Origin of the sequence: Bernardetia sp. MNP-M8 (genome assembly GCF_037126285.1) — a bacterium.
In the GTDB taxonomy this organism is placed as follows: Bacteria; Bacteroidota; Bacteroidia; order Cytophagales; family Bernardetiaceae; genus Bernardetia.
The window spans coordinates 1,035,363-1,060,373 of record NZ_CP147012.1 but is presented as its reverse complement, the minus strand read 5'-3'; the positions used below and the strand labels follow the sequence as shown (position 1 = coordinate 1,060,373).

Annotated in this window: 19 protein-coding genes; 6 read left to right on the top strand and 13 right to left on the bottom strand. The window is 31.6% G+C overall.

What is annotated here, in order from left to right:
• Positions 1–11: 11 nt before the first annotated feature.
• The 5 genes from V9L04_RS04425 to V9L04_RS04405 all read right to left on the bottom strand — a co-directional run bounded on the left by V9L04_RS04425 (position 12) and on the right by V9L04_RS04405 (position 6,235).
• Complete coding sequence (locus tag V9L04_RS04425) at positions 12–473, bottom strand: nuclear transport factor 2 family protein (protein WP_338792869.1); 462 nt, start codon at positions 471–473, stop codon at positions 12–14.
• 360 nt (positions 474–833) lie between these two features.
• Entirely contained in the window at positions 834–1,094 is a 261-nt protein-coding gene (locus V9L04_RS04420) for a hypothetical protein (RefSeq protein WP_338792868.1), read from the bottom strand.
• 317 nt (positions 1,095–1,411) lie between these two features.
• Entirely contained in the window at positions 1,412–1,660 is a 249-nt protein-coding gene (locus V9L04_RS04415) for a hypothetical protein (RefSeq protein ID WP_338792867.1), read from the bottom strand.
• 75 nt (positions 1,661–1,735) lie between these two features.
• Positions 1,736–5,134, bottom strand: a complete 3,399-nt coding sequence (locus V9L04_RS04410) for a methylmalonyl-CoA mutase family protein (protein ID WP_338792866.1) — start codon at positions 5,132–5,134, stop codon at positions 1,736–1,738.
• Between the two features lie 384 nt (positions 5,135–5,518).
• Positions 5,519–6,235 (bottom strand): hypothetical protein, encoded by a 717-nt coding sequence (locus V9L04_RS04405; protein ID WP_338792865.1) that lies wholly within the window; start codon positions 6,233–6,235, stop codon positions 5,519–5,521.
• Positions 6,236–6,389: 154 nt separating this feature from the next.
• Here V9L04_RS04405 and mutS point away from each other — a divergent pair, with 154 nt between their 5' ends.
• The 3 genes from mutS to fahA all read left to right on the top strand — a co-directional run bounded on the left by mutS (position 6,390) and on the right by fahA (position 11,315).
• The gene (mutS, locus tag V9L04_RS04400) at positions 6,390–9,068 is read left to right on the top strand and encodes a DNA mismatch repair protein MutS (protein WP_338792864.1); all 2,679 of its coding nucleotides are present in this window, start codon (positions 6,390–6,392) and stop codon (positions 9,066–9,068) included.
• A 92-nt stretch (positions 9,069–9,160) separates the two neighbouring features.
• The gene (locus tag V9L04_RS04395; protein WP_338792863.1) at positions 9,161–9,721 is read left to right on the top strand and encodes a hypothetical protein; all 561 of its coding nucleotides are present in this window, start codon (positions 9,161–9,163) and stop codon (positions 9,719–9,721) included.
• A gap of 322 nt (positions 9,722–10,043) precedes the next feature.
• Positions 10,044–11,315: a fumarylacetoacetase gene (gene fahA / locus V9L04_RS04390; RefSeq protein WP_338792862.1), complete on the top strand. Its 1,272-nt coding sequence runs from the start codon at positions 10,044–10,046 to the stop codon at positions 11,313–11,315.
• 86 nt (positions 11,316–11,401) lie between these two features.
• Here the strand turns inward: fahA and V9L04_RS04385 are convergent, their stop codons facing one another.
• The 3 genes from V9L04_RS04385 to V9L04_RS04375 all read right to left on the bottom strand — a co-directional run bounded on the left by V9L04_RS04385 (position 11,402) and on the right by V9L04_RS04375 (position 14,732).
• A complete protein-coding gene (locus V9L04_RS04385; RefSeq protein ID WP_338792861.1) occupies positions 11,402–12,472 on the bottom strand; it encodes a metal-dependent hydrolase in 1,071 nt (356 codons plus the stop codon).
• 121 nt (positions 12,473–12,593) lie between these two features.
• On the bottom strand, positions 12,594–14,432 hold the full coding sequence (locus V9L04_RS04380; RefSeq protein WP_338792860.1) for a TlpA disulfide reductase family protein: 1,839 nt from the start codon (positions 14,430–14,432) through the stop codon (positions 12,594–12,596).
• A gap of 51 nt (positions 14,433–14,483) precedes the next feature.
• On the bottom strand, positions 14,484–14,732 hold the full coding sequence (locus V9L04_RS04375; protein ID WP_338792859.1) for a hypothetical protein: 249 nt from the start codon (positions 14,730–14,732) through the stop codon (positions 14,484–14,486).
• 359 nt (positions 14,733–15,091) lie between these two features.
• Here V9L04_RS04375 and V9L04_RS04370 point away from each other — a divergent pair, with 359 nt between their 5' ends.
• Positions 15,092–17,308 carry a peptidase domain-containing ABC transporter gene (locus tag V9L04_RS04370; RefSeq protein WP_338792858.1) on the top strand — a complete coding sequence of 739 codons (2,217 nt, stop codon included), beginning with the start codon at positions 15,092–15,094 and terminating at the stop codon, positions 17,306–17,308.
• 58 nt (positions 17,309–17,366) lie between these two features.
• Here V9L04_RS04370 and V9L04_RS04365 read toward each other — a convergent pair whose 3' ends face one another.
• Positions 17,367–18,227: a hypothetical protein gene (locus tag V9L04_RS04365; protein WP_338792857.1), complete on the bottom strand. Its 861-nt coding sequence runs from the start codon at positions 18,225–18,227 to the stop codon at positions 17,367–17,369.
• Positions 18,228–18,672: 445 nt separating this feature from the next.
• Here V9L04_RS04365 and V9L04_RS04360 point away from each other — a divergent pair, with 445 nt between their 5' ends.
• Positions 18,673–19,017, top strand: a complete 345-nt coding sequence (locus V9L04_RS04360; RefSeq protein WP_338792856.1) for a hypothetical protein — start codon at positions 18,673–18,675, stop codon at positions 19,015–19,017.
• 72 nt (positions 19,018–19,089) lie between these two features.
• On the opposite strand, the gene V9L04_RS04355 is transcribed toward V9L04_RS04360, so the two are convergent.
• Both V9L04_RS04355 and V9L04_RS04350 read right to left on the bottom strand, forming a co-directional pair.
• On the bottom strand, positions 19,090–21,039 hold the full coding sequence (locus tag V9L04_RS04355; RefSeq protein ID WP_338792855.1) for a DUF3857 domain-containing protein: 1,950 nt from the start codon (positions 21,037–21,039) through the stop codon (positions 19,090–19,092).
• Positions 21,040–21,162: 123 nt separating this feature from the next.
• Complete coding sequence (locus V9L04_RS04350) at positions 21,163–21,816, bottom strand: hypothetical protein (protein ID WP_338792854.1); 654 nt, start codon at positions 21,814–21,816, stop codon at positions 21,163–21,165.
• Between the two features lie 92 nt (positions 21,817–21,908).
• Between V9L04_RS04350 and V9L04_RS04345 the strand changes: the two genes are divergently transcribed.
• Complete coding sequence (locus V9L04_RS04345; protein WP_338792853.1) at positions 21,909–23,183, top strand: pitrilysin family protein; 1,275 nt, start codon at positions 21,909–21,911, stop codon at positions 23,181–23,183.
• 127 nt (positions 23,184–23,310) lie between these two features.
• Here the strand turns inward: V9L04_RS04345 and V9L04_RS04340 are convergent, their stop codons facing one another.
• A complete protein-coding gene (locus V9L04_RS04340) occupies positions 23,311–23,928 on the bottom strand; it encodes a hypothetical protein (RefSeq protein WP_338792852.1) in 618 nt (205 codons plus the stop codon).
• A 327-nt stretch (positions 23,929–24,255) separates the two neighbouring features.
• Complete coding sequence (locus V9L04_RS04335; protein ID WP_338792851.1) at positions 24,256–24,981, bottom strand: DUF2071 domain-containing protein; 726 nt, start codon at positions 24,979–24,981, stop codon at positions 24,256–24,258.
• Positions 24,982–25,011 lie beyond the last annotated feature (30 nt).

Here is a 25,011-nt window from a genome sequence, read left to right as displayed (position 1 = left end):
TGAATCTAGGCTCATTCTAATGGTTTATGCTCATAACTGATTACTCTTTTTACTTTCCATTGGTCATTTATAAATTCCCAAACTGTGATAAATTTAGAAACCTCTACAGGTTTTCCATCCATCAAAAAAATATGAATGCCAGTTTGAACTGCTCCAAAAGCTCCTAGTTTATGAATATTTGTTTCTATGAGTTTGCGAGTAAGCTTGAATGGCTTAGAACACCTATCTTCAAAGGCTGCAATTTCTTTTTCTATGGAAGTATTCAATCCAGTTCTATCATCATAAAATTCTAGGTTTTGAGACATTATTTTTTTGTATAAAGTGAGGTTACATTCGTTAAAGGCAACATCAAAAAGTAAACTATCCATCTTCATGATTTTACCTTGAAGATTATCGTCCAAATTCTGAGAATAAAGCAAGTTGGAGAGAGAAGCACTAAAAAAAAGTAGAAACAAAAAAAGATATTTCTTCATAAGAATAAGATTAAATGTAAAAAAATAATTATACTCAAAAAGTCTAAAGGGTGTTTTTCACTCCTTTTATTTTAAAGTAAATTAGGGGATATGTATGTTGATTATCAATGAGTTATTATATATTCATTTTTAGTACATGTAGTTTTTAACAAAGACAGCACTTATTCTTAAAGGTTGCAACACTCTGAATAGTGCTAATGAACAAATTGTAAGAACTTTTAGGTTAAGATGATATCAAAGTTGAAAAAATGCTAATGAAAAGCTAATTCCCACTTGCAAAAGAAATACATCTACTCGCAAATCTAAGATTTGCCTAACTGATAAATCGTAGTCGCAGACTACGCTTAACAGAGTGGATAGCTACTCATCTTCAATTAAACTAAATCTATTCTTTTCATAAAATACAGAAGCGTATGAAGACAAATTTTCTATTTCATCTGCATTGTCTGAAATAGTTTCAATATATGTTTTTGTGTTTGCTTTCATAACAATAACCCATGAGTTATATATTTTTATATTGGCAAGAGAATTTTGGTTTGTTTTAGGAAGAAGTTTTCTTTTAATTTTTTTAAATTCATTTTCTAAAAAATCATTTAATTGTTTTTGTTTTATATCAGTCATTTTATACATTGGTTTAGTAAATATCTTAACATCAATTTAGTCTATTTGTACTATTATTGTTCATTTTAACCCTAAGTCAAAACTAAAAACCCTATGTATAGGATTGCTAGTTTTTTGGAACATTATGAATAACAGATAAACTATCAGATTCATTTCTAAAAGGGTAATTTTTAACTGGTACCCTGTTGGGCTTAGTTTATAACTAAGACCTATCAGTTAGTAAATCTTCAGATTTACGTTGTCAAGTACAAATAAAAACACCCTTACTCGCAAATCTAAGATTTGCATAACTGATAAATCGTAGTCGCAGACTACGCTTAACAAGGTATTTCTATATCGCTACTTATCCCTCCCCATGAATATTTAGAGTTGAATGGTAAATTATACATTTTTTGTAAACTACCAAATAACTTTATTGCTACTTTTTGTTCCAAAGAAAATAGTTGTATATCTATATCTTCTGTGTTATCATCAGAGGTAATGAAGAAATATTTATCATACTCAAAAGCTACTGAAGAATTGGTTTGACTATCTGTTGGAATGCCATTAATATTAAAGTATTTCATTGAATTAAAATTAAGCAAAAACGAAGAAAACCCTAACAAAGTTCCGAAACACTCTGTTAGGGTTGCAAATTAAAATTACATATTCCTCCTATACTGCCCCCCAACCTCAAACAAAGCTCTAGTAATCTGTCCCAACGAACAAGTTTTAGTAGCTGTCATTAAGTGTTCAAACATATTTTCATGTTTGATGGCTGCTTTTTGAAGGTCTTTGAGTATTTTTTGACTTTTTTGTTCGTCGAAAGAATGAAGAGATTTAAGCATATTTATTTGATACTCTTTCTCTTCTTCTGTCGAACGAATTACTTCGGCAGGAATCACCGTTGGCGAACCCTTCGAAGACAAAAATGTATTCACACCCACAATCGGATATTCGCCTGTATGTTTTTGCATTTCGTAATACATACTTTCTTCCTGTATTTGTGTACGCTGAAACTGTCTTTCCATCGCTCCCAAAACACCACCACGCTCTGTAATTTGGTCAAAAATCTTCAAAACAGCTTCTTCTACCAAATCCGTCAGTTCTTCAATAATAAACGAACCTTGCAACGGATTTTCATTTTTTGCTAGTCCTAATTCTTTATTGATAATCAACTGAATTGCTACGGCACGACGAACAGAATCTTCCGTTGGTGTCGTTATGGCTTCGTCGTAAGCGTTGGTATGCAGCGAGTTACAGTTGTCGTAAATGGCATACAAGGCTTGTAGCGTAGTACGAATATCATTAAAATCAATTTCTTGTGCGTGAAGCGAACGCCCCGAAGTTTGGATATGATATTTTAGTTTTTGCGCTCTTTCGTTGGCGTTGTACTTGTGTTTCATCGCCTTTGCCCAAATACGACGAGCAACACGACCAATAACCGAATATTCTGGGTCAATTCCATTGGAAAAGAAAAACGAGAAATTCGGTGCAAAATCATTAATATCCATTCCTCTACTCAAATAATATTCAGCAAAAGTAAAACCATTGCTAAGTGTAAAGGCAAGTTGCGTAATCGGATTTGCGCCTGCTTCTGCAATATGATAACCCGAAATAGAAACCGAATAGAAATTTTGAACGTGATGATTAATGAAATACTGCTGAATATCTCCCATTAGTTTTAGCGAAAATTCTGTACTAAAAATACACGTATTTTGCGCTTGGTCTTCCTTCAAAATATCAGCCTGTACCGTTCCACGAACTTGTGTAAGCGTTTTGGCTTTTATTTTATCATAAATTTCTTTATCCAAAACCTCATCGCCTGTTACTCCTAAAAGCATTAAGCCCAAGCCGTTATTTCCTTCTGGTAATTTTCCGTTGTAGGTAGGACGAGTTTTGCCTTCGTATTTTTTCTTGATTTTTGCCTCAACTTCTTCCTCCAAAGCATTTTCTTTGATATAAATTTCACATTGTTGGTCAATGGCGGCATTCATAAAAAAGGCGCACACCGTAGCAGCAGGACCATTAATTGTCATTGAAACCGACGTAGTTGGGTCAGCCAAATTAAAACCTGAATAGAGTTTTTTTGCATCGTCCAAACAACATACATTTACACCTGAATTACCCACTTTTCCATAAATATCTGGACGATAATCTGGGTCTTCTCCATACAATGTAACCGAATCAAAAGCCGTCGAAAGTCGTGCAGCAGGCATTCCTTTTGAAAGATAATGAAAACGTCTGTTGGTTCGTTCGGGACCTCCTTCTCCTGCAAACATACGAGTAGGGTCTTCGCCTGTACGCTTAAACGGAAAAACGCCAGCCGTAAATGGAAATTCCCCCGGTACATTTTCTTGCAAATTCCATTTCAAAATATCTCCCCACGCTTTGTATTTTGGTAGAGAAATTTTAGGGACTTTAGTTTGAGAAAGGGAAGTTGTATAAGTTTTAAGACTAAACTCTCTATTACGAACTTTATAAACAAAATCATCAGCTGTATAAGTAGCTACTTTTGTTTGCCAAGCTTCAATGATTTTCCAGTTTGTGCCTTCTAAAGTGAGTTTTATTTGTTCGAAAGTATCTTTCAAGCCATTTATGATAGAATCTTTCAAGTCTTTATCCATTTCTTCATTGTCCGAAATAGAATGAATAGAAAGTTCTAAACCGTATAATTTTTGTGCAATTTCAGACTGTTCTTCTACATTTTTATCATAACGACGATTGCTTTCACTAATTTCTGAAAGATAACGAACTCTTGAAGGAGGAATAATATACTGTTTTTCAGAAGTTGAAGCAGAAATTTCGAAAGAAGAATCAAACTTTTTAGAAGATGTTTCATTGATTTTATTAATGAGGGAACGATAAAGTGTATTCATTCCAACATCATTAAATTGCGATGCAATCGTACCAAAAACAGGAATTTCTGAATCAGGTGTATCCCACAAATTACGGTTTCGTTTGTACTGTTTTTTGACATCACGAAGGGCATCTAAAGCACCACGCTTGTCAAATTTATTGAGTGCAATTACATCAGCAAAATCAATCATATCAATTTTTTCTAACTGCGAAGCTGCACCGTATTCAGGTGTCATGACGTACAAAGAAGCGTCTGAATGGTCTGTAATGGCTGTATCAGATTGTCCAATTCCAGAAGTTTCGACGATAATCAAATCAAATTCGGCTGCACGAAGAATATCAATCGCATCTTGAACATATTTTGAAAGAGCTAAATTGGATTGACGAGTAGCCAACGAACGCATATAAACACGCTCATTTGTAATCGAATTCATACGAATACGGTCGCCCAACAGTGCGCCACCTGTACGACGACGAGAAGGATCAACAGAAACAATAGCAATCGTTTTGTCTTCAAAATCCATTAAATAACGTCTTACAAGTTCGTCGACAAGTGAAGATTTACCAGCACCACCTGTTCCAGTAATTCCCAAAACAGGAGCTACTTTTTCAGGTATTAATTCTTTTATTTTCTTTAGAATTTCTTTATTTTTTTCTGGATAATTTTCAACGGCTGAAATAATCCTTCCCAAATTTTTAGAATTTCTTTCTTTTACTTTTTCTACTTCGCTTATTTCTACATCGTGTCCTGTTGGAAAATCAGTTTGTTCAAGCAAATCATTTATCATTCCTTGCAATCCCATCGAACGACCATCATCTGGATGATAAATTCGGGTAATACCGTAATTATGCAGTTCCTCAATTTCGGATGGAAGAATTACACCACCACCACCACCAAAAAGCTTGATGTGTCCTGCACCTCTTTCTTTCAAAAGGTCGTGCATATATTTAAAAAATTCTACGTGTCCACCTTGATAAGAGGTAATGGCAATGGCTTGCGCATCTTCTTGAATGGCGCAATTTACAATTTCTTCTACCGAACGGTTGTGTCCTAAATGGATAACTTCTGCGCCCGAAGACTGAATAATTCGACGCATTATATTTATAGCTGCATCATGTCCATCAAAAAGAGCTGCTGCCGTAACGACACGCAGTTTGTTTTGGGAAACATAAGGCACTGGAATTGGAGGGTTGGTACTCATATTATTTTTTGTGTTGTATATAGTTCTTTTCGAAAGCTAAAGCATTCGGTACAGTTTCGCACCTTAAAAGATACGCTACATTTTTTGTAACTCTTATATTACAAAAATAGTAAGAAAAAGCGAAGTTTTTTGTTTTGGCTAATTTCGAATCATTTTGTTTTGCCTAGAATTTTTAAAGTATCAGACAATTAGAGGGAAATTTATTATCTTGAAATGAAAAATACCAACACCATGAACGAAACTACAAACTATCCGATTTATTTATTTGAAGAGCCTATTTTGATTCCGAAAGATGAAATGCTGTTCCTCCTCTTTTAGCCTATCATTTGGCTAAAAAAATTGAAAGTAATTGGAAATTGTATTTTGTGGAAGAAAAGTTCAAAATTAAGAAAATTTGGAAAAAATATAACTCGCTCCTATACTTACTAAAAGTCCTAAAATTATAACTACAAATAAAATATTTATTGCAGTTTTGATATTTTTCTTCATACGAACGTATTTTATTTTCTGCCTGTTTAGAGCAATTATAGATCTTGAAAAAAATGCTAATCTAAATTTAGAGAGTGCAAACAATGATAAAGTTCCAAAACTCATCATACCAATTATAAATGACAAATATGTAGGAATAGTATTAAAATATATACTTCCAAACACAATTATCACAAGAAAGAAAATTGCATTTAATAAGAATATAAAATACCATTTAGTAAAAATATTGTAAAGAAAACCTGCATGAAACTCTTTAACTCTCGTGTCTAAATCATCATCAAATTTAAATCCCCAGTCTTGATTATTATAAGAGAAATAATAACTAATTTCACTATTCGGAAATAATGATTCATCAGCTTCAAATGTAATATTCAAATTATCTTTATCTTTTCTAGCATCTATGCCTAAATCTATAATTTTTCTATTATCAAAATTTTCGTAAGAGAGTAGACTTTTTAGATTTGAGAATTTTATAGAAGTTCCGTCAATAGTATTTACCTCAAAGTTTATATTTTCAAAATTTTTGTTTTCTAAGAAATCTATAAAATCATTTAACCTTTCTTCTTCTATCACATAAGCAAACTTATAGCGTTTATATTTTTTATAATTCATAATACAATTTTCAAAATTTTTACTTTACACCATATTTAAAATGCAAATTTACACTTTTCTCAAAAAAACTCTCCAAATCTCAAAATATTTTTGCAATTTTGATACACTCAAAAAATCAAATTGCCAATAAAAATAGCGATAAAAAATAACTCTCATGGCTAGACCTTCAAAATCAACTTCAAAAACCAGCACTACCGATACAAAGAAAACAAAACAAACGCCTTTGATGAAACAGTACAATCAAATCAAGGCAAAACACCCAGATGCTATTTTGCTTTTTCGTGTTGGTGATTTTTACGAAACTTTTGGAGAAGATGCTGTTCGTGCTGCCAAAATTTTAGATATTACCCTTACAAAACGTGCCAATGGAGCAGCTTCTGAGATTGCACTGGCTGGTTTTCCTCATCATTCTTTAGATAATTATTTGCCTAAACTGGTTCGTGCAGGACTTCGTGTGGCTATTTGTGACCAACTAGAAGACCCAAAACTAGCAAAAGGAATTGTAAAACGAGGCGTTACCGAGCTGGTAACTCCGGGATTAGTTTTAGGAGATAATGTTTTGGAGAACAAGAAAAATAATTATTTAGCTTCTATTTATTTCTATAAAAATAAAAAATATGAAGCTGTTGGTGCTGCTTTTTTAGATTTATCAACAGGAGAGTTTTTGGTAGCAGAAGGAGAATACAATTATATCGAACAACTTTTAGAGCGTTTTGCGCCTTCTGAAATTATTTATAGCAAATCGAATAAAAAAGAATTTGAAACGCAGGTAGTTCGTCAAGGAAGTAATTTTTCACAGTTTGCCATCGAAGAGTGGATTTATACGACTAATTTTGCCTATGAAAAACTTACAAAACATTTCGGAACGGCATCTCTAAAAGGTTTTGGAATTGAATCTCTACATGCTGCTACCATTGCAGCAGGAGCAGTTTTGTATTATTTGGAAACGACAGAACACCACGAAAAAAATCATATTATTTCTCTAAGCCGAGTGGAACAAGACAAATATGTTTGGTTAGATTCTTTCACAACTCGCAATTTGGAATTACTTGTTCCAATGCATGGAAATGGAAGTTCTTTAATTGAAATTTTGGATAAAACGGTTACTCCAATGGGTGCAAGACTACTTAGAAAATGGGTAGCTTTTCCATTAAAAGATGCAAAACCAATTCAAAATCGACTTCGAAATGTAGCTGTTTTGGTAGAAAAAGATGCTCTACAAGGTGAGTTGCGTTCGTATTTGAAGGAAGTAGGCGATTTAGAACGCTTGATTTCAAAAGTTGCAGTAGGAAGAATTAGTCCAAAAGAATTAGTGAAACTTCGTGATTCTTTAGAAGCAATTCCGACAATTAAAGATATTTTATTAAAGAGTAAAACCAATGAATTAGAAGCCATTGGAGAAAAAATTGTCTTGAATACTGATATTCTCAAGAAATTACAAGACGAGTTAGAAGACAATCCACCACTTGCTGTTCAGCAAGGAACGACTATAAAAAGAGGAGTTCATAAAGAGCTTGACGAACTGCGTGATATTTCTAGTTCGGCAAAAGAATTTTTAGAAAAAGTACGTCAGAGAGAAATTGTAGCTACTGGAATTACATCTTTAAAAATTAGTTTCAATAAGGTTTTTGGTTATTATATTGAGGTCAGTAATGCTCACAAAACTAAAGTTCCATCAGCTTGGATTCGTAAACAAACGCTTGTCAATGCAGAGCGTTACATTACGCCAGAACTCAAAGAATGGGAAGAAAAAATTATTACAGCAGAGGAAAAAATCGCCAGCATTGAGTACACACTTTATCATAATTTGGTTTCGGAAGTGGCGCAATATGTAAAGGTTATTCAGCAAAATGCAAAGTTTTTATCGATGCTTGATGCCCTTTGTGGATTGGCAGAAGTGGCAATGCAAAATAATTATTCCTTGCCTGAAATTACAGATGATAATATTTTAGAAATTAGAGAAGGAAAGCACCCAGTTATTGAAAAATTATTACCTCTTGGAGAGCAATATGTTCCAAATGATGTAATTATGAATCCTGAAAGTGAACAGATTTTTATCATAACGGGACCTAATATGGCAGGAAAATCTGCACTTTTACGTCAAACTGCTTTGATTGTCTTGATGGCTCAAATTGGAAGTTTTGTTCCTGCCAAAAGTGCTAAAATTGGTGTTGTTGATAAGGTTTTTACTAGAGTTGGAGCTTCGGATAATATTGCAAAAGGAGAATCTACTTTTATGGTAGAAATGTCTGAAACGGCTAGTATTCTGAATAATTTGAGTGATAGAAGTCTTGTTTTGATGGACGAAATAGGACGAGGAACAAGTACATACGATGGAATTTCGATTGCGTGGGCGATTGTAGAATATTTACACACTTTACCCAATGCAAAACCAAAAACGCTTTTTGCAACGCATTATCACGAACTCAACGAACTTAAAAATGATTTTGATAGAATAAAAAATTACAATGTTTCGGTAAAAGAAGTAGGAGGGAAAATTATTTTCCTTAGAAAGCTAAAAGAAGGAGGCAGTGAACACAGTTTTGGAATAAATGTAGCTTCACTTGCAGGAATGCCAAAAAAGGTAGTTCTGAGAGCATCTGAAATGATGCATCATTTTGAAACCAATAAATTCAAAGATAAGGACAAAGAAACGCTACAATCTGCACCTAAAAATACATTTTATGAAAATCAAGGTTCACTTTTTGGAAGTCAAGCCGACCCAGCTTTAGAAAAACTAAAAGATGAATTATTAGCTCTTGACATCAATCGTCTGTCGCCTGTGGAAGCACTTTTGAAATTGAATGAGTTTAAAATTAGAGTTGGGAAATAGTGATAAGTGATTAATTATTCACGATTAATAAATTTCGGCTTTTATCCTCAACGACGCTTTTAAGCTCGTTGACGGCTAAAAAATAAACTTGTATGAGAAAATACGATAATAAACCATTGTTATTAATAATTGAGCCTAAGTTTATCTATTGGCTTTTTATCATTCTAACATTGCTATTAATCTTTTTTTTTACTTTTCTTGTTTACAAAGATTGGATAAAGGGAGATTATGGGGTTATTAATCTTCTATTAACTATTGGATTAATATTTTTTTTATATAAACTACTTTCTATTAAAAAAGTCTTATCAATAGAACTGTATGATACAGAACTCATTATAAAGCATTCATTTGGAGAGGATTTGAGTTTGAAATACAATCAAATATCCAAGATAAATATTTACTATGACATAACATTTCATACAAGAAACCCTCATGAAACTGTTGTAGTTTGGAGAAAGAGAGGACATAATATTCAATTTAGCATAGAACGAGCTAAGATAAATTTGAAAGAGGGGGCTAATTTTCTAGAATGCGTTAATTTTTTATCTACCAAAATCCCTGTAACTATTCATATACATAACGCCCGTAAAAAGTATATTACAGAAGACATAATAGAAGCAAAAATAAGATGGTCAAATAAACCTTACTTATAGGTACTCTTTTTAAACAAGTAAAAAACTATGTAAACACTAGAAAAAAAATTAGCGACTACAATTTCTGCTTTAAAAGAAGAGAAACAAAAATATCTTTTAGAGTTGGTTGATAAGATAATTTTGGAAGGATTCGAGTTAGATTTAGAAAATGTATTTTGATATTCTAATTTTTCAGACCTTGTGAAACTGTGTATTTCTCTCTGTGCCTTAGTGTTAAAGAATGTATTTATTTTTCATAACAAAATCAATTCTATACGATTGTGTATATTTGCAGTATAGCAATTTTTTAAACTTATATTTTACCATAAAAACGACACATTTCATGTCAGCACACACATTCAAAGCTAACAATCCAGCCTTAAAATCTTTTGTAGAAATTGCAAAAGATTCAGACTTTCCAATTCAAAACTTACCATTTGGTATTTTTTCTACTGACAACCAAGATGCTCGTGTAGGCGTTCGTATCGGAGATTTTGTATTAGATTTAGCAGAACTTTCTGACTCAAATTTATTAAATGATTTAGATTTTGACCATAGCGTTTTTTATGAGAACGTTCTTAATCCTTTTATAGAATTAGGTCAAGAAAATTGGAGAGCTACACGAGAAAAAATCTCAGAATTATTACAAACTGGTTCTGATTTAGAGAAGCAAAAAGACAAAGTTCTCGTTCCTGTAGCAAACGTAACAATGCACATGCCTGTACAAGTAGGCGATTATACTGATTTTTATTCTAGCATCGAACACGCTACTAACTTAGGAAAACTTTTTAGACCAAATGCAGAGGCACTTATGCCAAACTGGAAACATATTCCTGTTGGTTATCATGGTCGTGCTTCTTCTATTGTTATTTCAGGTACAGAAATTCATAGACCAAAAGGACAAATAAAACCAAATGAGAACGAGCCACCTATTTTTTCGCCTTGTAGAACATTAGATTTCGAATTAGAAATGGCTTTCATTGTTGGTAAGTCTACAAAATTGGGTGAATCTGTAACGATTGACACAGCAGAAGACCATATTTTTGGAATGGTTGTCTTTAATGATTGGTCGGCTAGAGATATTCAAAAATGGGAATATGTGCCATTAGGACCTTTCTTGGGCAAAAGTTTTGCCTCTTCTATTTCACCTTGGATAGTTACGCTTGATGCTTTAGAGCCGTTTAGAGTAGAAAGTCCAAAGCAAGACCCAGAAGTTTTGGATTATTTGAAATACACAGGAAAACATAATTTTAATATTAGTTTAGAAGTAGATTTTATTCCTGAAAATGGAGAAGCGACTACAATTAGTCACTCAAGTTTCAAATATTTGTACTGGAATATGGCGCAGCAACTTACACACCATACCGTAAATGGTTGTAATATCAATGTTGGTGATATGTGTGCTTCGGGAACAATTAGTGGAAAAGATGAAAATTCGTATGGTTCACTTATCGAAATTACACAAGGAGGCAAAAAAACACTTACATTGAAAGGTGGAGAAGAGCGCAAATTTATTCAAGATAATGATTCAATTGTAATGCGTGGTTTTTGTCAGAATGATTCTGTAAGAATTGGTTTTGGAGAAGTTAGTGGAAAAATTCTTCCTGCTAAATAAGATACATTCAGATATATTTTCTATAAAAAATGCTTACAGAATCAAAAGGATTTTGTAAGCATTTTTTATGAATTCTGAGTTATAATCTAATTTCCTAAAGCTCTTCCAAAAAGTTGCCCTACAAGCTCAAAACCTTCTGCATAATTATTTCTTTTTTGCTCAAAAGATAAATTACCGTTTTCATCTTCTGTAATCAGATACGTAAAGACAAAATCGCCATCTCCATTCTGCCAGCCGTCTAATTGTCCAAAACGAAGGTCATTTATTTGATAAATTTTCTTTCCATTTTCTGTTCTTGTTTTTACTGTGTAATATCCTTGTGGAACTTCTAAAAGCTGTTTTACTTTTTCATTGTCTTTTAATGGGTCTAAAAGCTGCCAATTTTTATCAAAATAATTGTAATTTACTGATTTGTTTTCATCTAAAACAGAATAATAACCACTATAATAACCGTCTTCTGTTTCTACAATATTATTCCAAAGTAAAATATTCAACGGTGTAGTTTTGGTATCGTAACGCAGATAATCAATATTTTGTGCTTTTAGATTTTCTTCAAAAACAGAATTTACTCGCTGCTGATTAATCACTCCCATTAATAAATAAAAAGAAGACATTCCTACGCCAAACCAAACCAAAAAAGCACGTTTTTTATTATATGAATTACCATAAGAATTTCCTTTAAAAGCAGGTAAAAACCTTGCCCAAAGAAGCAAAATCAAAAAAGGAATCGTATAGAAAAAATCAATGACAAAAACGGTTTTGGTAGCATAACCATAATCTGAAAAAGGATAGAAAATCTTTGTTCCCCAAGTAGTAAACATATCTAGCCAAGAATGCGTAATCATTCCCCAAAAAAACAAATGTGTCCATCTCCAAAAACTCATTTCTGATAGAAATTTGAGTTTGTATTTTGTTCCCAGAAAATTAAAAAGCCAACCCAAAAGTGGCGCAATAATAACAGCAAACAACACAGAGTGCATCAAACTACGATGCCAACGCAATTCTTGTACAATATCCAAAAAAGGATTTGCCAAAACATCTAAGTCTGGAATTGTTCCTGCAACTGCGCCCCAAAGCATAGCTTGATTTCCAATTTTGCGCCCTGCGATAAGTTCGCCAACGGCTGCTCCTAATACAATTTGTGTAAGTGAATCCATAAAGTTTTCTTAAAATAATTTCTCAAATTAAGAAAAAAACGATACAAACATATAAAAGTTTTTTACCAAGATAAATACTTGGACATTCTATGTTTAAAATTTAATTCAACTTACAATTATTCTATTTAGCTAACTCTTCCAAAACTACCTGTTTGAGTTTGTCTATATTTCCACTAAAGCCACTTTCTTTATGCACAATTTCGCCTTTTTTATTGATAACAATAGTTGTAGGAACTAGATTTACATCATACACATCAGCTAATTCTTTTGCATTTGGAAGGATAGAAAAGCTAAACATTTCTTTTTGTCGCTGTGCAAAACGTGTTACTTCAAGAGGTGTATTCTTTGTAACAGCTAAGAAAATAATATCATCTGTTTGGGTTTCTCTCCATATCTTATTGAGATACGGAATTTCTTTTGCACATGGAAGACAATAGTTTGCCCAAAAATTCAGAACAACTACTCGTTCTTTCCATTCCGATAATTTTATTTCGTAGCCAGACATATCTTTGATAGAAAAATCAGCAGCTAGTTTTTTTGTTTCTTGGTTTTCGTTTTCTACCCTTTCTTTTAGATTTTTAGCATAGCTTTCAAACCCTTTTTCTTGCTCTGTTTCCTTGAAAAGAACTTTAATAGAATCTAAAGTTTCTATTTCTCTATTATTTTGATAAAGAGTATCATAAATTTTCAAGGCTTCAGAATACTTATCTAGTCTTTTGTAAAGAGTAGCTTTCATTTTGAGAAGGTAGGTAATAGAATAATTGCTTGACTGATTCATTGTATCACTTCTATAATAAAAAACACTCGTATTTATGAAATACACTGCTTTATTATAATTTTTTCTTGCTACTTCTATATCTGACATGAGAGCATAAGCATCTGCTATAAATCCATCTGTCTGTTTATACCCCATTTTCTTCATGTTTTGCTTAGTAAGCATCGGATTTTTATGTCTTCCATAGTTATTTTTAGATTTTTCTAATAGATTGTCAGCTAATATCATAGCTGAATCATACTTTCCTAGATATATATACGCATTTGCACTAGGATTAAGAAAGTCTATTCTAGTAGAGTCTATGTTATCCATCCAAAAAACATTATTATATATAATATCTCTATCTTTATAAAATGGAGATACAAAATTATAAAAACCTTGTGAATGATTCATACCTACAAAAGAGTTAGGATATTTTTTTGATATCTGGTTCATTACTGAGTCAAAGAAATATTCTTCACTACTTTTCTCTCCCTCATAATCAATAGCAGCATTATAGTCGATCATAGCTTTATGCAAAAAATTACTGTTCGGATAATTATTCAGCAGCTCTAAGATATACTTTTGAGAGTTTTTTAATTGTTTATTGTTTGAGTATAAAATAGCCATGGTAGAAAGGTGAGAAGCATTTTCTGGATTAAATTTAGCTTTAGCACTATCTAAGTAGGATATTGCTTTCTCTCTATAAAGTGTATCACTAATTTGTCCTTTATAATACTGACCACGTAAGTAAGTAACGTGATTTGCATAAGCTATAATATTATTAGGATAATTACTTAATTCACTCTCTAACCTCTCTTTTGTGGTATAGTTCTGAAATGAATTTAAAGCAGGTTTATGCCTACCATTATAAATTACACGTTCGTATATAATTGTATCTGAATCTTCTAAGTTATAGAAATATCCAAAAAAATAAGCTGCATCAGAGGGAATAGTAAATTTACCTACTCCCTCATTTACTTTTATAAAACCTCTTCTTACACTAAGATCTTCTAAAAAAAAATCTATGTGAAAAAATAATGAGTCAGTGTTAATATTAATACTGTCTCTTATAGCATTGATGCTTACTTCAGTATCTTGGTAAATAATACTTGGCAGTATAAAAGAAGATTTAACTAATTTTTCTTTTTCAGAACTGCATGCTAAAAGAAAAGGTGCCAAAAGAACAAATACAAAATATTTCATATATTGCTTAATTTTGATTTGTACAACAAAAAATGTAATTTAAACTTTAGTCTACATCCAATAACACGTCTGGCAGCCTTGAGAAGAACGTGACCTACAATACGCTGTTACAGTTTCTAAATTATAGCCTTGGTTTTCATAACCACATATAGTATTTCTATGACCACTACCATCTCCCCAATCACAGCACAAAGTTGAATTAGTACCAGGATCACCTGGACGGATAATACCACCACTAATACGGTTAGCATCTTTGTTAGAAACAGCAAACTTACCAAATCTTTTTTTAAGATTTTTCATAGAACATAAAAATTTAATGAATTTAAAAATAATTTATTATCTAACCTGCCTTTCAGAAGACTTACTAAGTAAGTTTGATATCACAAATATCAAAAAAAAAAAAGGTGTATTTCCAAATAAAAAGAACCCTGATTTCTAAAGTAATTTTTAATTGTCTGATAATAAGCTGTTTGTGTTTGAAAATAATTTCATTATTAGACTATATAGCTCTATGCTTAGTAACTGATTCCGACAAATATAAACGTGATTTATAATTCATAATCTTATTTTTTATAAGCAATGATAGTTATTTTTCTCTATTCCAAATTTTTACATTACTTTTGTTATAAAATAAACCATATTAATATAGAAAGTACCAAATGGCTAAATTTCCTCATATCAAGCAACGTGACCAAATGGATTGTGGTCCTACGTGTTTGAAGATGATTACAAAATATTACGGAAAAAATTTCTCACTACCTTTTTTGAGAGAAAACTGTTATATAGGCAAACAAGGCGTTTCTCTTTTAGGAATTGCTACAGCAGCCGAAAACATTGGACTTCGCACACTTGCTGTTCAAATAGATATTGAAACGCTCATAGAAGAAAAACCTGTTCCTTTTATAGCACACTGGAATCAAAATCATTTTGTTGTGGTCTATAAAATCACAAATAAAAAAGTTTTTGTAGCAGATCCAGCTTCGCAGCTTTTAGAATATACACACCAAGAATTTAAGAAAGCGTGGATTCAGGCCAATGGAGCAGCAAAAGAAGGGCAAATAAAAGAAGAAGAAACTGGAATTGCACTCTTGATAGAAACTACACCAGACTTTGATAATCAAGATGATGTAGAAGAAAGCAAGGCTTCTTTTGGGTATTTATTAAATTATTTAAAGCCTTATAAAGCGATTATTTTTCAATTGTTTTTAGGGCTTTTGGGAGCTACTCTACTTTCGCTTTTCTTACCTTTACTTACTCAAGCCTTAGTAGATACAGGAATTCAGCAGAAAAATCTTTCCTTTGTGTATGTTGTTTTGATAGCTCAACTTTTATTTTTTCTATCCAAAAACTTTATTAATCTTATCAGAAGTTGGATTTTGTTGCAATTGTCTGTACGCCTAAACATACAAATTGTATCTGATTTTTTGGCAAAAATGATTCGATTGCCTTTACCATTTTTTGAATCTAAAAACCTAGGAGATATTCTGCAACGTATGCAAGATAATCAGCGAATTGAACAGTTTTTGAGTGGAACGTTATTAGATTTTATCTTCTCTTTAGCTAGTTTATTCTCTGTTGGTATACTAGTAGTAATTTATAGTCCTGTTATATTTGCACTTTTTTTAGCAGGAAGTGCTTTATATATCACTTGGATTTTGCTTTTTTTAAAGAAAAGAAAAGTTTTAGATAACAAACGCTTTGCACTTTCTTCTTCCACTCAAAGTAACGAGGTAGAACTTGTACAAGGAATGGCAGAAATTAAGTTTAATAATTTTGAGAAAGAAAAACGATGGGAATGGGAACGTTTGCAGGTAAAGAGAGCTAAGTTATCGATGCAAAGTTTACGTCTAAGTCAGTTTCAACAGTATGGAGGAGGTTTTATCAATGAACTCAAAAATATCATTATTACTTTTTGGGCTGCTTATGAAGTAATTCAAGGAAGTATGACACTAGGAATGATGATGGCAGTACAGCAAGTTTTGGGACAAATGGAAGTTCCTTTGCTTCAATCAGTTAATTTTGTACAACAAGGACAAGATGCAAAATTGAGTTTGGAACGTTTGGCAGAAATTCACGAACAAAAAGATGAAGATTCAGAAGATTTTCTTATTAAAGAACTTCCTCAAGGCGAAAACTCAAGAGATATTCATCTTAAAAATGTAACATTCCGATACGGAACACCACACAGCCAACCAGCCATAGACGATTTGACTCTTCATATTCCGACAGGAAAAACGACAGCTATTGTAGGAGAAAGTGGAAGTGGAAAAACGACACTTTTGAAACTGTTATTAAAATATTATATTCCTCAAAGTGGACAAATTACGGTTGGCTCATTGCCCCTGACTGCACTCAGTAGCTCAGTTTGGCGTGCTACTATTGGTTCTGTTATGCAAGAAGGCTTTATTTTTTCGGAAAGTATAGCCAAAAATATTGCTTTAGGCGATGAACGTCCTACACAAAAACATCTTATAGAAGCCACACAGACAGCTAATATTTATGAGCATATCCAAACTTTGCCTTTAGGTTTTCATACCAAAATAGGACAGTCAGGTGAAGGGGTAAGTCAAGGACAAAAGCAACGTTTACTCATTGCTCGGGCTGTATATAAAGATCCCGATTATTTGTTTTTTGATGAAGCTACTTCTGCATTAGATGCCAAAAATGAAAAGGTAATTTCAGAAAATTTACAACGCTTTGGGAAGTCTAAAACACAAATTATTATAGCGCATAGACTAAGCACTGTAAAAAATGCAGACCAAATTATATTCTTAGAAAAAGGAAAAATTAGAGAGCAAGGAACACACGAAGAATTAGTAGAGAAAAGAGGAATGTATTTTAATCTTGTTAAAAATCAGTTGGAATTAGCAGGATAAAACAAAAAAGCACTTGATTTGAATTAATCAAGTGCTTTTTTTTAACGTAAAACTTATTTTATTTCAATTCAATTTTTCTGCTCAAATAATTTGTTCCTTGACGAACAACAAGTGTATAAGTATCTGTACCATTAACAGCTAAATCAATTTTGCCTTGATAATCTCCAGAAAAATCAACTAAAGATTCAAAGTAGATTACATTTCCAGCAGAGTCATAAACCTCAATATAAGTTGTTTTTTTATCAGCTTTATTATTTGACAATGAGAAATTTAGAGTAAATATTCCTTCTTTTTTTTGTGGAGTTATTTTGACAGAATTTTGAACATCTTTATCAAATAAAGTAGTGGTTTCTTTTTTCATCTTATCAGAAAGAGTTGGATTTTCTTCTACATTCAATTCAGAAAAATCACGTTCTATAGTTCTTCTTTCTTTGTAAGGACGACTGTTTTGTGTCAGAATGCGAATACGTGGCGAACCATTATTTGTATGTATATCGTCTAATTCTTCGTGAAGCTCATCCAATTCTTCATGCAGCTCATTTGCAAAATCTTCATCAATTTCTATTCTGATGTTAGCTAATTCTTCATTAGCTTCCTCTAGTCCTTGCCTTGCTTCTTCCATAGCAATTTCAATTTCTTCATTCACTTCCTCCCAATCAACATCTTCAAGTTGTCTGAAGGCATTTTTTAGGTCAATTTTTAATGCTTTTAAATCGATTCTTATATCTTCTTTTAGTTCATTTAGCTCGTCTTGTTCGATGATAATAACTCTTCGATGATTTGTTTTACTGTTTGTTTTTGAATCTGTTCTAACTGATTTTTTTTCCTCTTTTTTATCTTCTTCCGAATCTTGAGCAAAACTTAAAACAGGAAACATAAAAAGAAGTGAGAATACAACAGGAGTGAGAAGTGATTTCATGAGGATAATAAGTTTAGGGTACTATTTTTATTTTTTTAGAAAGACAGTTTTTTTTCAGAAAGGTTGCAGGATTATTAAAATATAGAAAAAATAAGCCCAGTTTAACGTTTATTTAGAGATAGATTTGAAATCAAACTATATACAAATAATAATTTTGTTTAACTTTTTTATTATAATTGATTCACTAATATGATTTTTAATTTAACAATAAAGATTTTTTGTTAATTTAAGGTTTGTTTTTTTGATATAATAATAGTATCTTTAATAGGTAAAATAATCAGAGCAAAACAATTAAAATTCTTTTCACAGTTTGTACTTAGTGTCTGTTTGAGGAGTTTCTATAATTCAAATTAAAATATATTTAACAGAAATTGTTTTTAAATTTACTTCTGTGAAATAAAAACACTAAAGAAAACCAAACTGTCAAAAAACGGTCACCAACGCTATGGGATATTACAATTCAAAATTATTTGCAGAACGATTAGACGAATTTCTTAGAGGAAATATTTGTCCAATTACAAGAAAACCAATGAAACCTTGTGATGTAAATTACAAATCTGGTTATAGTAGTTTTCATTATGTCTGTGAAGCTATACATCCAGAAGTGAAAATTGCTCTTTCAGGTTCGCTTATTTCTAATGAAGATAAACTTTATGACGAACTCAAAAATAATGCTTCTTTACAAAAAGAAATCATAGGAAGAATAAGACAACATAAAGGAGAAGAATTTATGATTGCTACCTACACAGTACGTGAAGTATTGGAAGGTAAAAAAGAAGATATTAAGTAATGAAAAATAAATATAAACAACAGTTCTAAAAAAAGACTACTTTGATTATTTTAATCTAAAGTAGTCTTTTTTTTAACGCTGCAAGACAATATTTTGCCTATATGCTTGATGCAATTGTTTTATCATTTCATTCCATTTCTTATATTCCGAAATAGGTAAAATTAAATAATTACTATATACTGAGTGCTTTAAAATTATCTGTTCAGAGCTGCGAGTATATTCTACTGAAAAGCCAAAATACTCAGAATCATATTTTTGATTTTGAGGTAAATATTTGATAGCTGCTCCTCTTGGAAGTTCTAATACATAGACTTGCGTTTTTTCGAATTTATAATTGGCACTTACAGGAGTTTTTCTCAAACTATCAATTTCTGTATTCCTCCAAATTGGATTCAAATGAAGATTGATATAAAACTCGCTGTATAAAGATTGTGTATGATTAGGAATTTCATATTCATAATTTATCTGCAAGGGTTTTTCTCTTTTAGTAGATAAAACTTCCGTTTTTTTGAGTTGTAGAGTAGGTTCATGAGGATTGAGTAGGCGTTTAAATGCTTCTATTTCTTGCTCTTTATCTTGAAATTGTAGATAAGGAAGAATTGTTGTTTTAGGAAAACCTTTCAAAACCATATTTCCTGTTGCACTTATTTTTGCGCCATCAATTTTTACTTTTGCACTATCATAAATACTATTTTGGGAATAAGGAGCAGAATCAACATTCAAAATTTCAAATTTTTTAGAATTGATAGCTACTAAAGCCTCTTTGTTTTGTGTAAAATAAGATGGCATTCCAAATATTTCTTGATTTCCTGTTGCATCCAAAAAATAATTTTTTCCATTTATTTTTGCAACTACAATCATATGATTGTCTACTAATGGAATAGGTAGTTGAGAGTATCTATAAGGCAAGTCTCTTGAACCTAGCCACGCAAAATGTGCTTCAATACCTTCTATTCTAAGCATTGCCAAAAGTGCACTTGCCATATCCTTACAATCGCCATATTTTCGTTTACATACTTTTTCAGGTTGTGCAGGTCTGAATCCACGTTCTCCATCTTCAAATGCAATATATTGAACCTGTGTAGAAATCCAATCAAAAATACGTTGCGATTTTGCTAGTGCTGTAGTGTCATTTGCAGTTAGTTCATCAACAAAATACTCTAACTCAGGAAATTCTTTCATAGTATCAATTTCCTTTATAAAAGGATAATACCAATCGTATAGGTCTTGTATAGAAGATGATAAAGACACTTTTTTATCATTTTCGTCTTCTCTATTTTTGATAAACAAAACCACATGAGGTTCATAATAACGAAGGTTAGGTGACGATTTTTCGTCTGTATATTTGGGAGCATTTTCTAAAGTCCACGTATATATTTTTCTATCTCCTTCTATTTTTTCTATAAAATTAATTTTACTTGTATCCATTCCGAAAAGCTGAAACCCAATTTCTATAGTATTAGCTACCGAAACTGATAATTCTGTTTTTTGGGAGTGAATGTAAGAAGTAAAGAAAAAGCTACCCAAAAAACGAGGTTCTAAAAGCTCTTCTGTATAAGCAAGATGTGTTTGTGTACCTGCTGTTATATTGGAAAACAAAAAAACTTTTTCCTTTACATCATTATAAAAAACATCATCTGAAACGGCATCACGAGTTTGAAAATTGACGACTTGTTTTTTCTTTATTCCGTCAGCAGTTTGGACTAAAGAATAAGCATCAACATTTCTTATTTTGTTATAATCTGAGTAGGTAATTGCCTCTTGTGCGTAGGCTTGCGAGTGAAGACGCAAATGCAACATACGTGATTCTACCTGTGAGATGATTTTAAAACTATCTTTTTTTGTATCAAAATCAATATTTACTTCTTTTTTTCTATAAACAAAAACAGCTTTTTCTTTAGGATATATTTTTCGATATTCTTCCAAAAGAGAATTTTGGGAAAATAAATCAGTAGAAAAAGAAATAAAAAGTAGAAATAAAATACTGGTCAGTATCTTTTTATCAAGATTATGTTTTTTCATTAAAAAAGTCATTTATCAATTAATTTAGGATAGTTTTTGTAATTATTCTATTCAAATGACTAGCCATAATTTTAAAGACTCTATGAGAATATCTTATTTTTATAAAAATGAAACATAAATGTCTTATATATTCTCTATAATCTCTTTGATAAGGATATTTATTTCATTTGAATGTGTCAAAATCATAAAATGCCCTCCATTCTCAATCAGAAAATCATTTTTATTCAATCTTTTAGTAGAAAAAGGAATCACCAAATCGTTTGTACCATGAATTCTGAAAATAGAATTCGTAATAACTCTATTACTCTTCTCTTTGTGTTGCCACTTCAAAATCATTTTTATAAAAGATTTGGCGAATTTTGGATTTGAATTTCTGATGATTTGATAAAGCTGTCTTTCTTCTTTTCTGTATCTTTTGTTAGTTGTTCCAAAAGCAAAACTAAGTAATTTATTAGGTCTGTTGAGTAAAAAACTAGGAATAAAAAAGTAGAGTTTTAATATTCCAAACAATCTATACAAAAATGGAATTTCTTTAGGAGTGGAAGCACTTGAAATTAAAATGACTTTCTCGGTTTGAATATGTTTGGAAAGTTCGGAAACTAACATTCCACCAAACGAAACACCTATCAGAATTACTTTTTTTGTTGTATCTGTTTGTGGAGTTTCCCATTCTATAAATTTATATTTTTTATTTTTTAAAAATGAAAGATTACTAAATACAGAGCTATCTGCGCCAAGTCCAGAAAAGAGATAAATTAAGGGATGATTTGTGTTCATGAGAATGAAGTTAAGATTTTCAGTTAGACAAAACCGATACTTATTTGTTACTTTGTAAATTAAAAGTAAAAAAAGAGATTTTATAGCATACTATGAGTATAGATACTAATTCAGATAATTACCAAGTTTATACGTTTCCTAATGGTATTCGTTTGGTTCATTGTAGAGTAAATCATACCAAAATAGCACATTGTGGGTTTAGTTTGGAGGTGGGAAGTAGAGATGAAAAAGCACATCAGGAAGGAATAGCACACTTTTGGGAACACATGGCTTTCAAAGGAACTCAAAAACGAAAGGCTTTTCATATCATAAATCGTTTGGATGCTGTTGGGGGCGAACTCAATGCCTTTACAACGAAAGAAAAGATTGTTTTTTATGCTTCTGTTTTGGATGAACATTCTGAAAAAGCAATTGATATTTTATCAGATATTGCCTTTCGTTCTGTTTTTCCAGATAAAGAAATTGAGAAAGAAAGAGGTGTTATTTTGGAAGAAATGGCGATGTATAAAGATAATCCAATTGATTTGTTAGATGATGAGTTTGATGAAGTCGTTTTTGGAAACCATGCTTTAGGAAAACAAATTTTAGGAACAAGTGAAAGTGTAAAGCGTTTTAAAAGAATCGATTTTGAAGATTTTGTAGCTCAAAATTTGGATACAAGCCGACTTGTTTTTTCCTCTGTTAGTCGTTTGCCTTTTGAGAAAGTAAAAAAAATGGTAGAGAAATATATTGCTGATATTCCTGTTTTTACTTCGACTTTATACCGAAATTCTGCACCTTTCATAAAAGCACAACATATTATTAAGCCAAAATCTATTTCACAGGCACATTGTATGATTGGTGGCGCAGCTTATAATTTGCACGACAATAAACGTATTCCTTTTGCGCTTCTCAATAATTATTTGGGAGGTCCTGCGCTCAATTCTCGTCTTAATCTTTCACTAAGAGAAAAGTATGGTTTGGTTTATTCTGTCGATTCAGGTTTCTCAGCATATAGCGATTCTGGAATGTTTGCTATTTCGTTTGCAACAGAAAAGAAGAGTTTGGATAAAAGTCTAAATTTAGTTTTGAAGCAACTCAATTTACTCAAAGAAAAAACGCTTGGAAGTGGACTTTTTCACACAGCCAAACAGCAGTTTAAAGGGCAATTGGCAATGTCAAGTGAGAGTAATTCTGGACTTATGATAGGAATGGGAAAATCATTTTTAGATTTTGGAAGGATGGTTTCACTACAAGAATTTTTTGATAAAATAGATGCCTTGACTGTTTTTGACTTACAAGAAATTGCTCAAGAAATTTTTAGAGAAGAAAATTTGCATCGTCTGATTTATATGCCTGATGGAACACAGGAAGAGGAAGAAGACTAATTAGTTCTTATTAGAAGAAAGAAAAAGCCGTCATTTTTATAAAAATAACGGCTTTTATTTTATAAATTATTTGGAAGGCTAGAAGCTATTTTTGGATAAACAATATCTATTTTTCTCTTTTAGAGTATTATTTTTTACCTTTTCTGTGTTTGCCTCCTTTACCATGTTTGCCTTTTTTCTCTGCTTTTATTTGCTCATATTTAGTAAACTGTTCGCTAGAAAGAATAGATTTTAGTTCCGCTTCAAAGGCAGTTTTTACAGCTTTACGCTCTTCTTTATCTACTTTTTCGTCTCCTGCTGCTTCTTTGAGAGTTTGCATTTTAGTCATTTTTGTAACTAAGGCAGCTTTTACTTTAGTAGCTTGTGCATCAGTCAAAGAAAGGTCTGACTTTAATTTTTCGATATGTTTTTCTGCTCTTTTGTTTGGGTCTTTGCGTTCTGCTCGTAAAGCATCTGCTTTTTTGCGTTGTTCTGGAGTCAAAATTTTGTCCATCTCTGCTTTAAACTCTGATCGGTTTGTTTTTGACCTAGCTTTAGCTTCTTCTTTTTTCTTCTCGTGAAGAGCTTTTATTTGTTCTACTTGAGCATCTGAAAGTCCGAGTTCTTCTTTCATTTTTTCTAGTCTTTGTTCGTGATTATGGTGTCTTCCATGTCTGCCTTCACCCTCTTTTTGTGCAAATGCACTAACTGAAAAAGCAAAGAATAAGGCTAAAGATAAAATTGCGATTTTTTGAATGATTTTCATAATTGATGGAAATTGATTGTTTTTGAAATATAATTTAGTGAATAGATTTTAAACTAATTTTGAATACATTTAAAATTGTTTTTTTATTGGTATTCGTAAGGTTAGATACAAGTGAAAAGCGAAGGTTTAATCTGAATTTTTATTTATGATTTTTTTAGAAATTCTATTTTTCTTTATTTCAAATCAAAATTTTTATTGGTCGCTTTTCGTAAGGTTAGATACAAACAGATGAGAAAGGTTTAATTGCATACTATTTTAAAAGAAAAAACCTTCAAGACTTTTAAAAATCTTGAAGGTTTGGAATAGACATTTATGGCTTTGTTCATTTCATTGTTTAATCTTACTTTTTGGTTCTACCGTAATTTTCGAACCTTCAGCAAGCATAACTGAAGCAGGTTTTTGATTATCCAAAAAAGAAAATTCTTCTCCATAAATTCCACCAAAATCAGCTTTTATTTCATAGTCTAAAACATCATACTTTTGCCATTTTGGGTGAGTTACTTCGTATTCATTTGTTTTTTGGTCGCCTTGTTTTGCATAACCCCAATAATGTTCTGTTATAAATTCTGTTTTGCTTCCTTCTTCTATTTCACTTAGATTTTTAGTTGTTTTGAGATAAATAGAATTAAGTTTTTCATTCTTATTTTTTTGCCATGTGTATTCTATTTCTCTATTATCTTGATTTTCTATCCATTGATGACTCATTTTCATTGTTTCATAATTTTCTCCATAAATCATATTTGCTACAAAAGTAATGGCAGGTTTGGGAACAATTTCTTGTATAAAAACAACTCCTCTTTTCCATTCTTTTGTTATTGGGTCTAATCTTTTTACATAAAAACGCAAATTTACTTCTTCAAAATCAGTATGAAAGGGAATAGAAAACCCTATTAGTTTTACATCCTTAAACATAAAACCGATTAGACTAACATAACATTTTCCTTTCCACAAATCTAGTTCTGTTCCAAATGGAAGATAAGGAAGAAGTAAAGAAGGTTCTATTTCATAATTTACAAATGCTAATTTTCGCCATTCTGCTATTAGAAAACTCATTTTTTTGTTATTGTATTGGTAATTTATTAC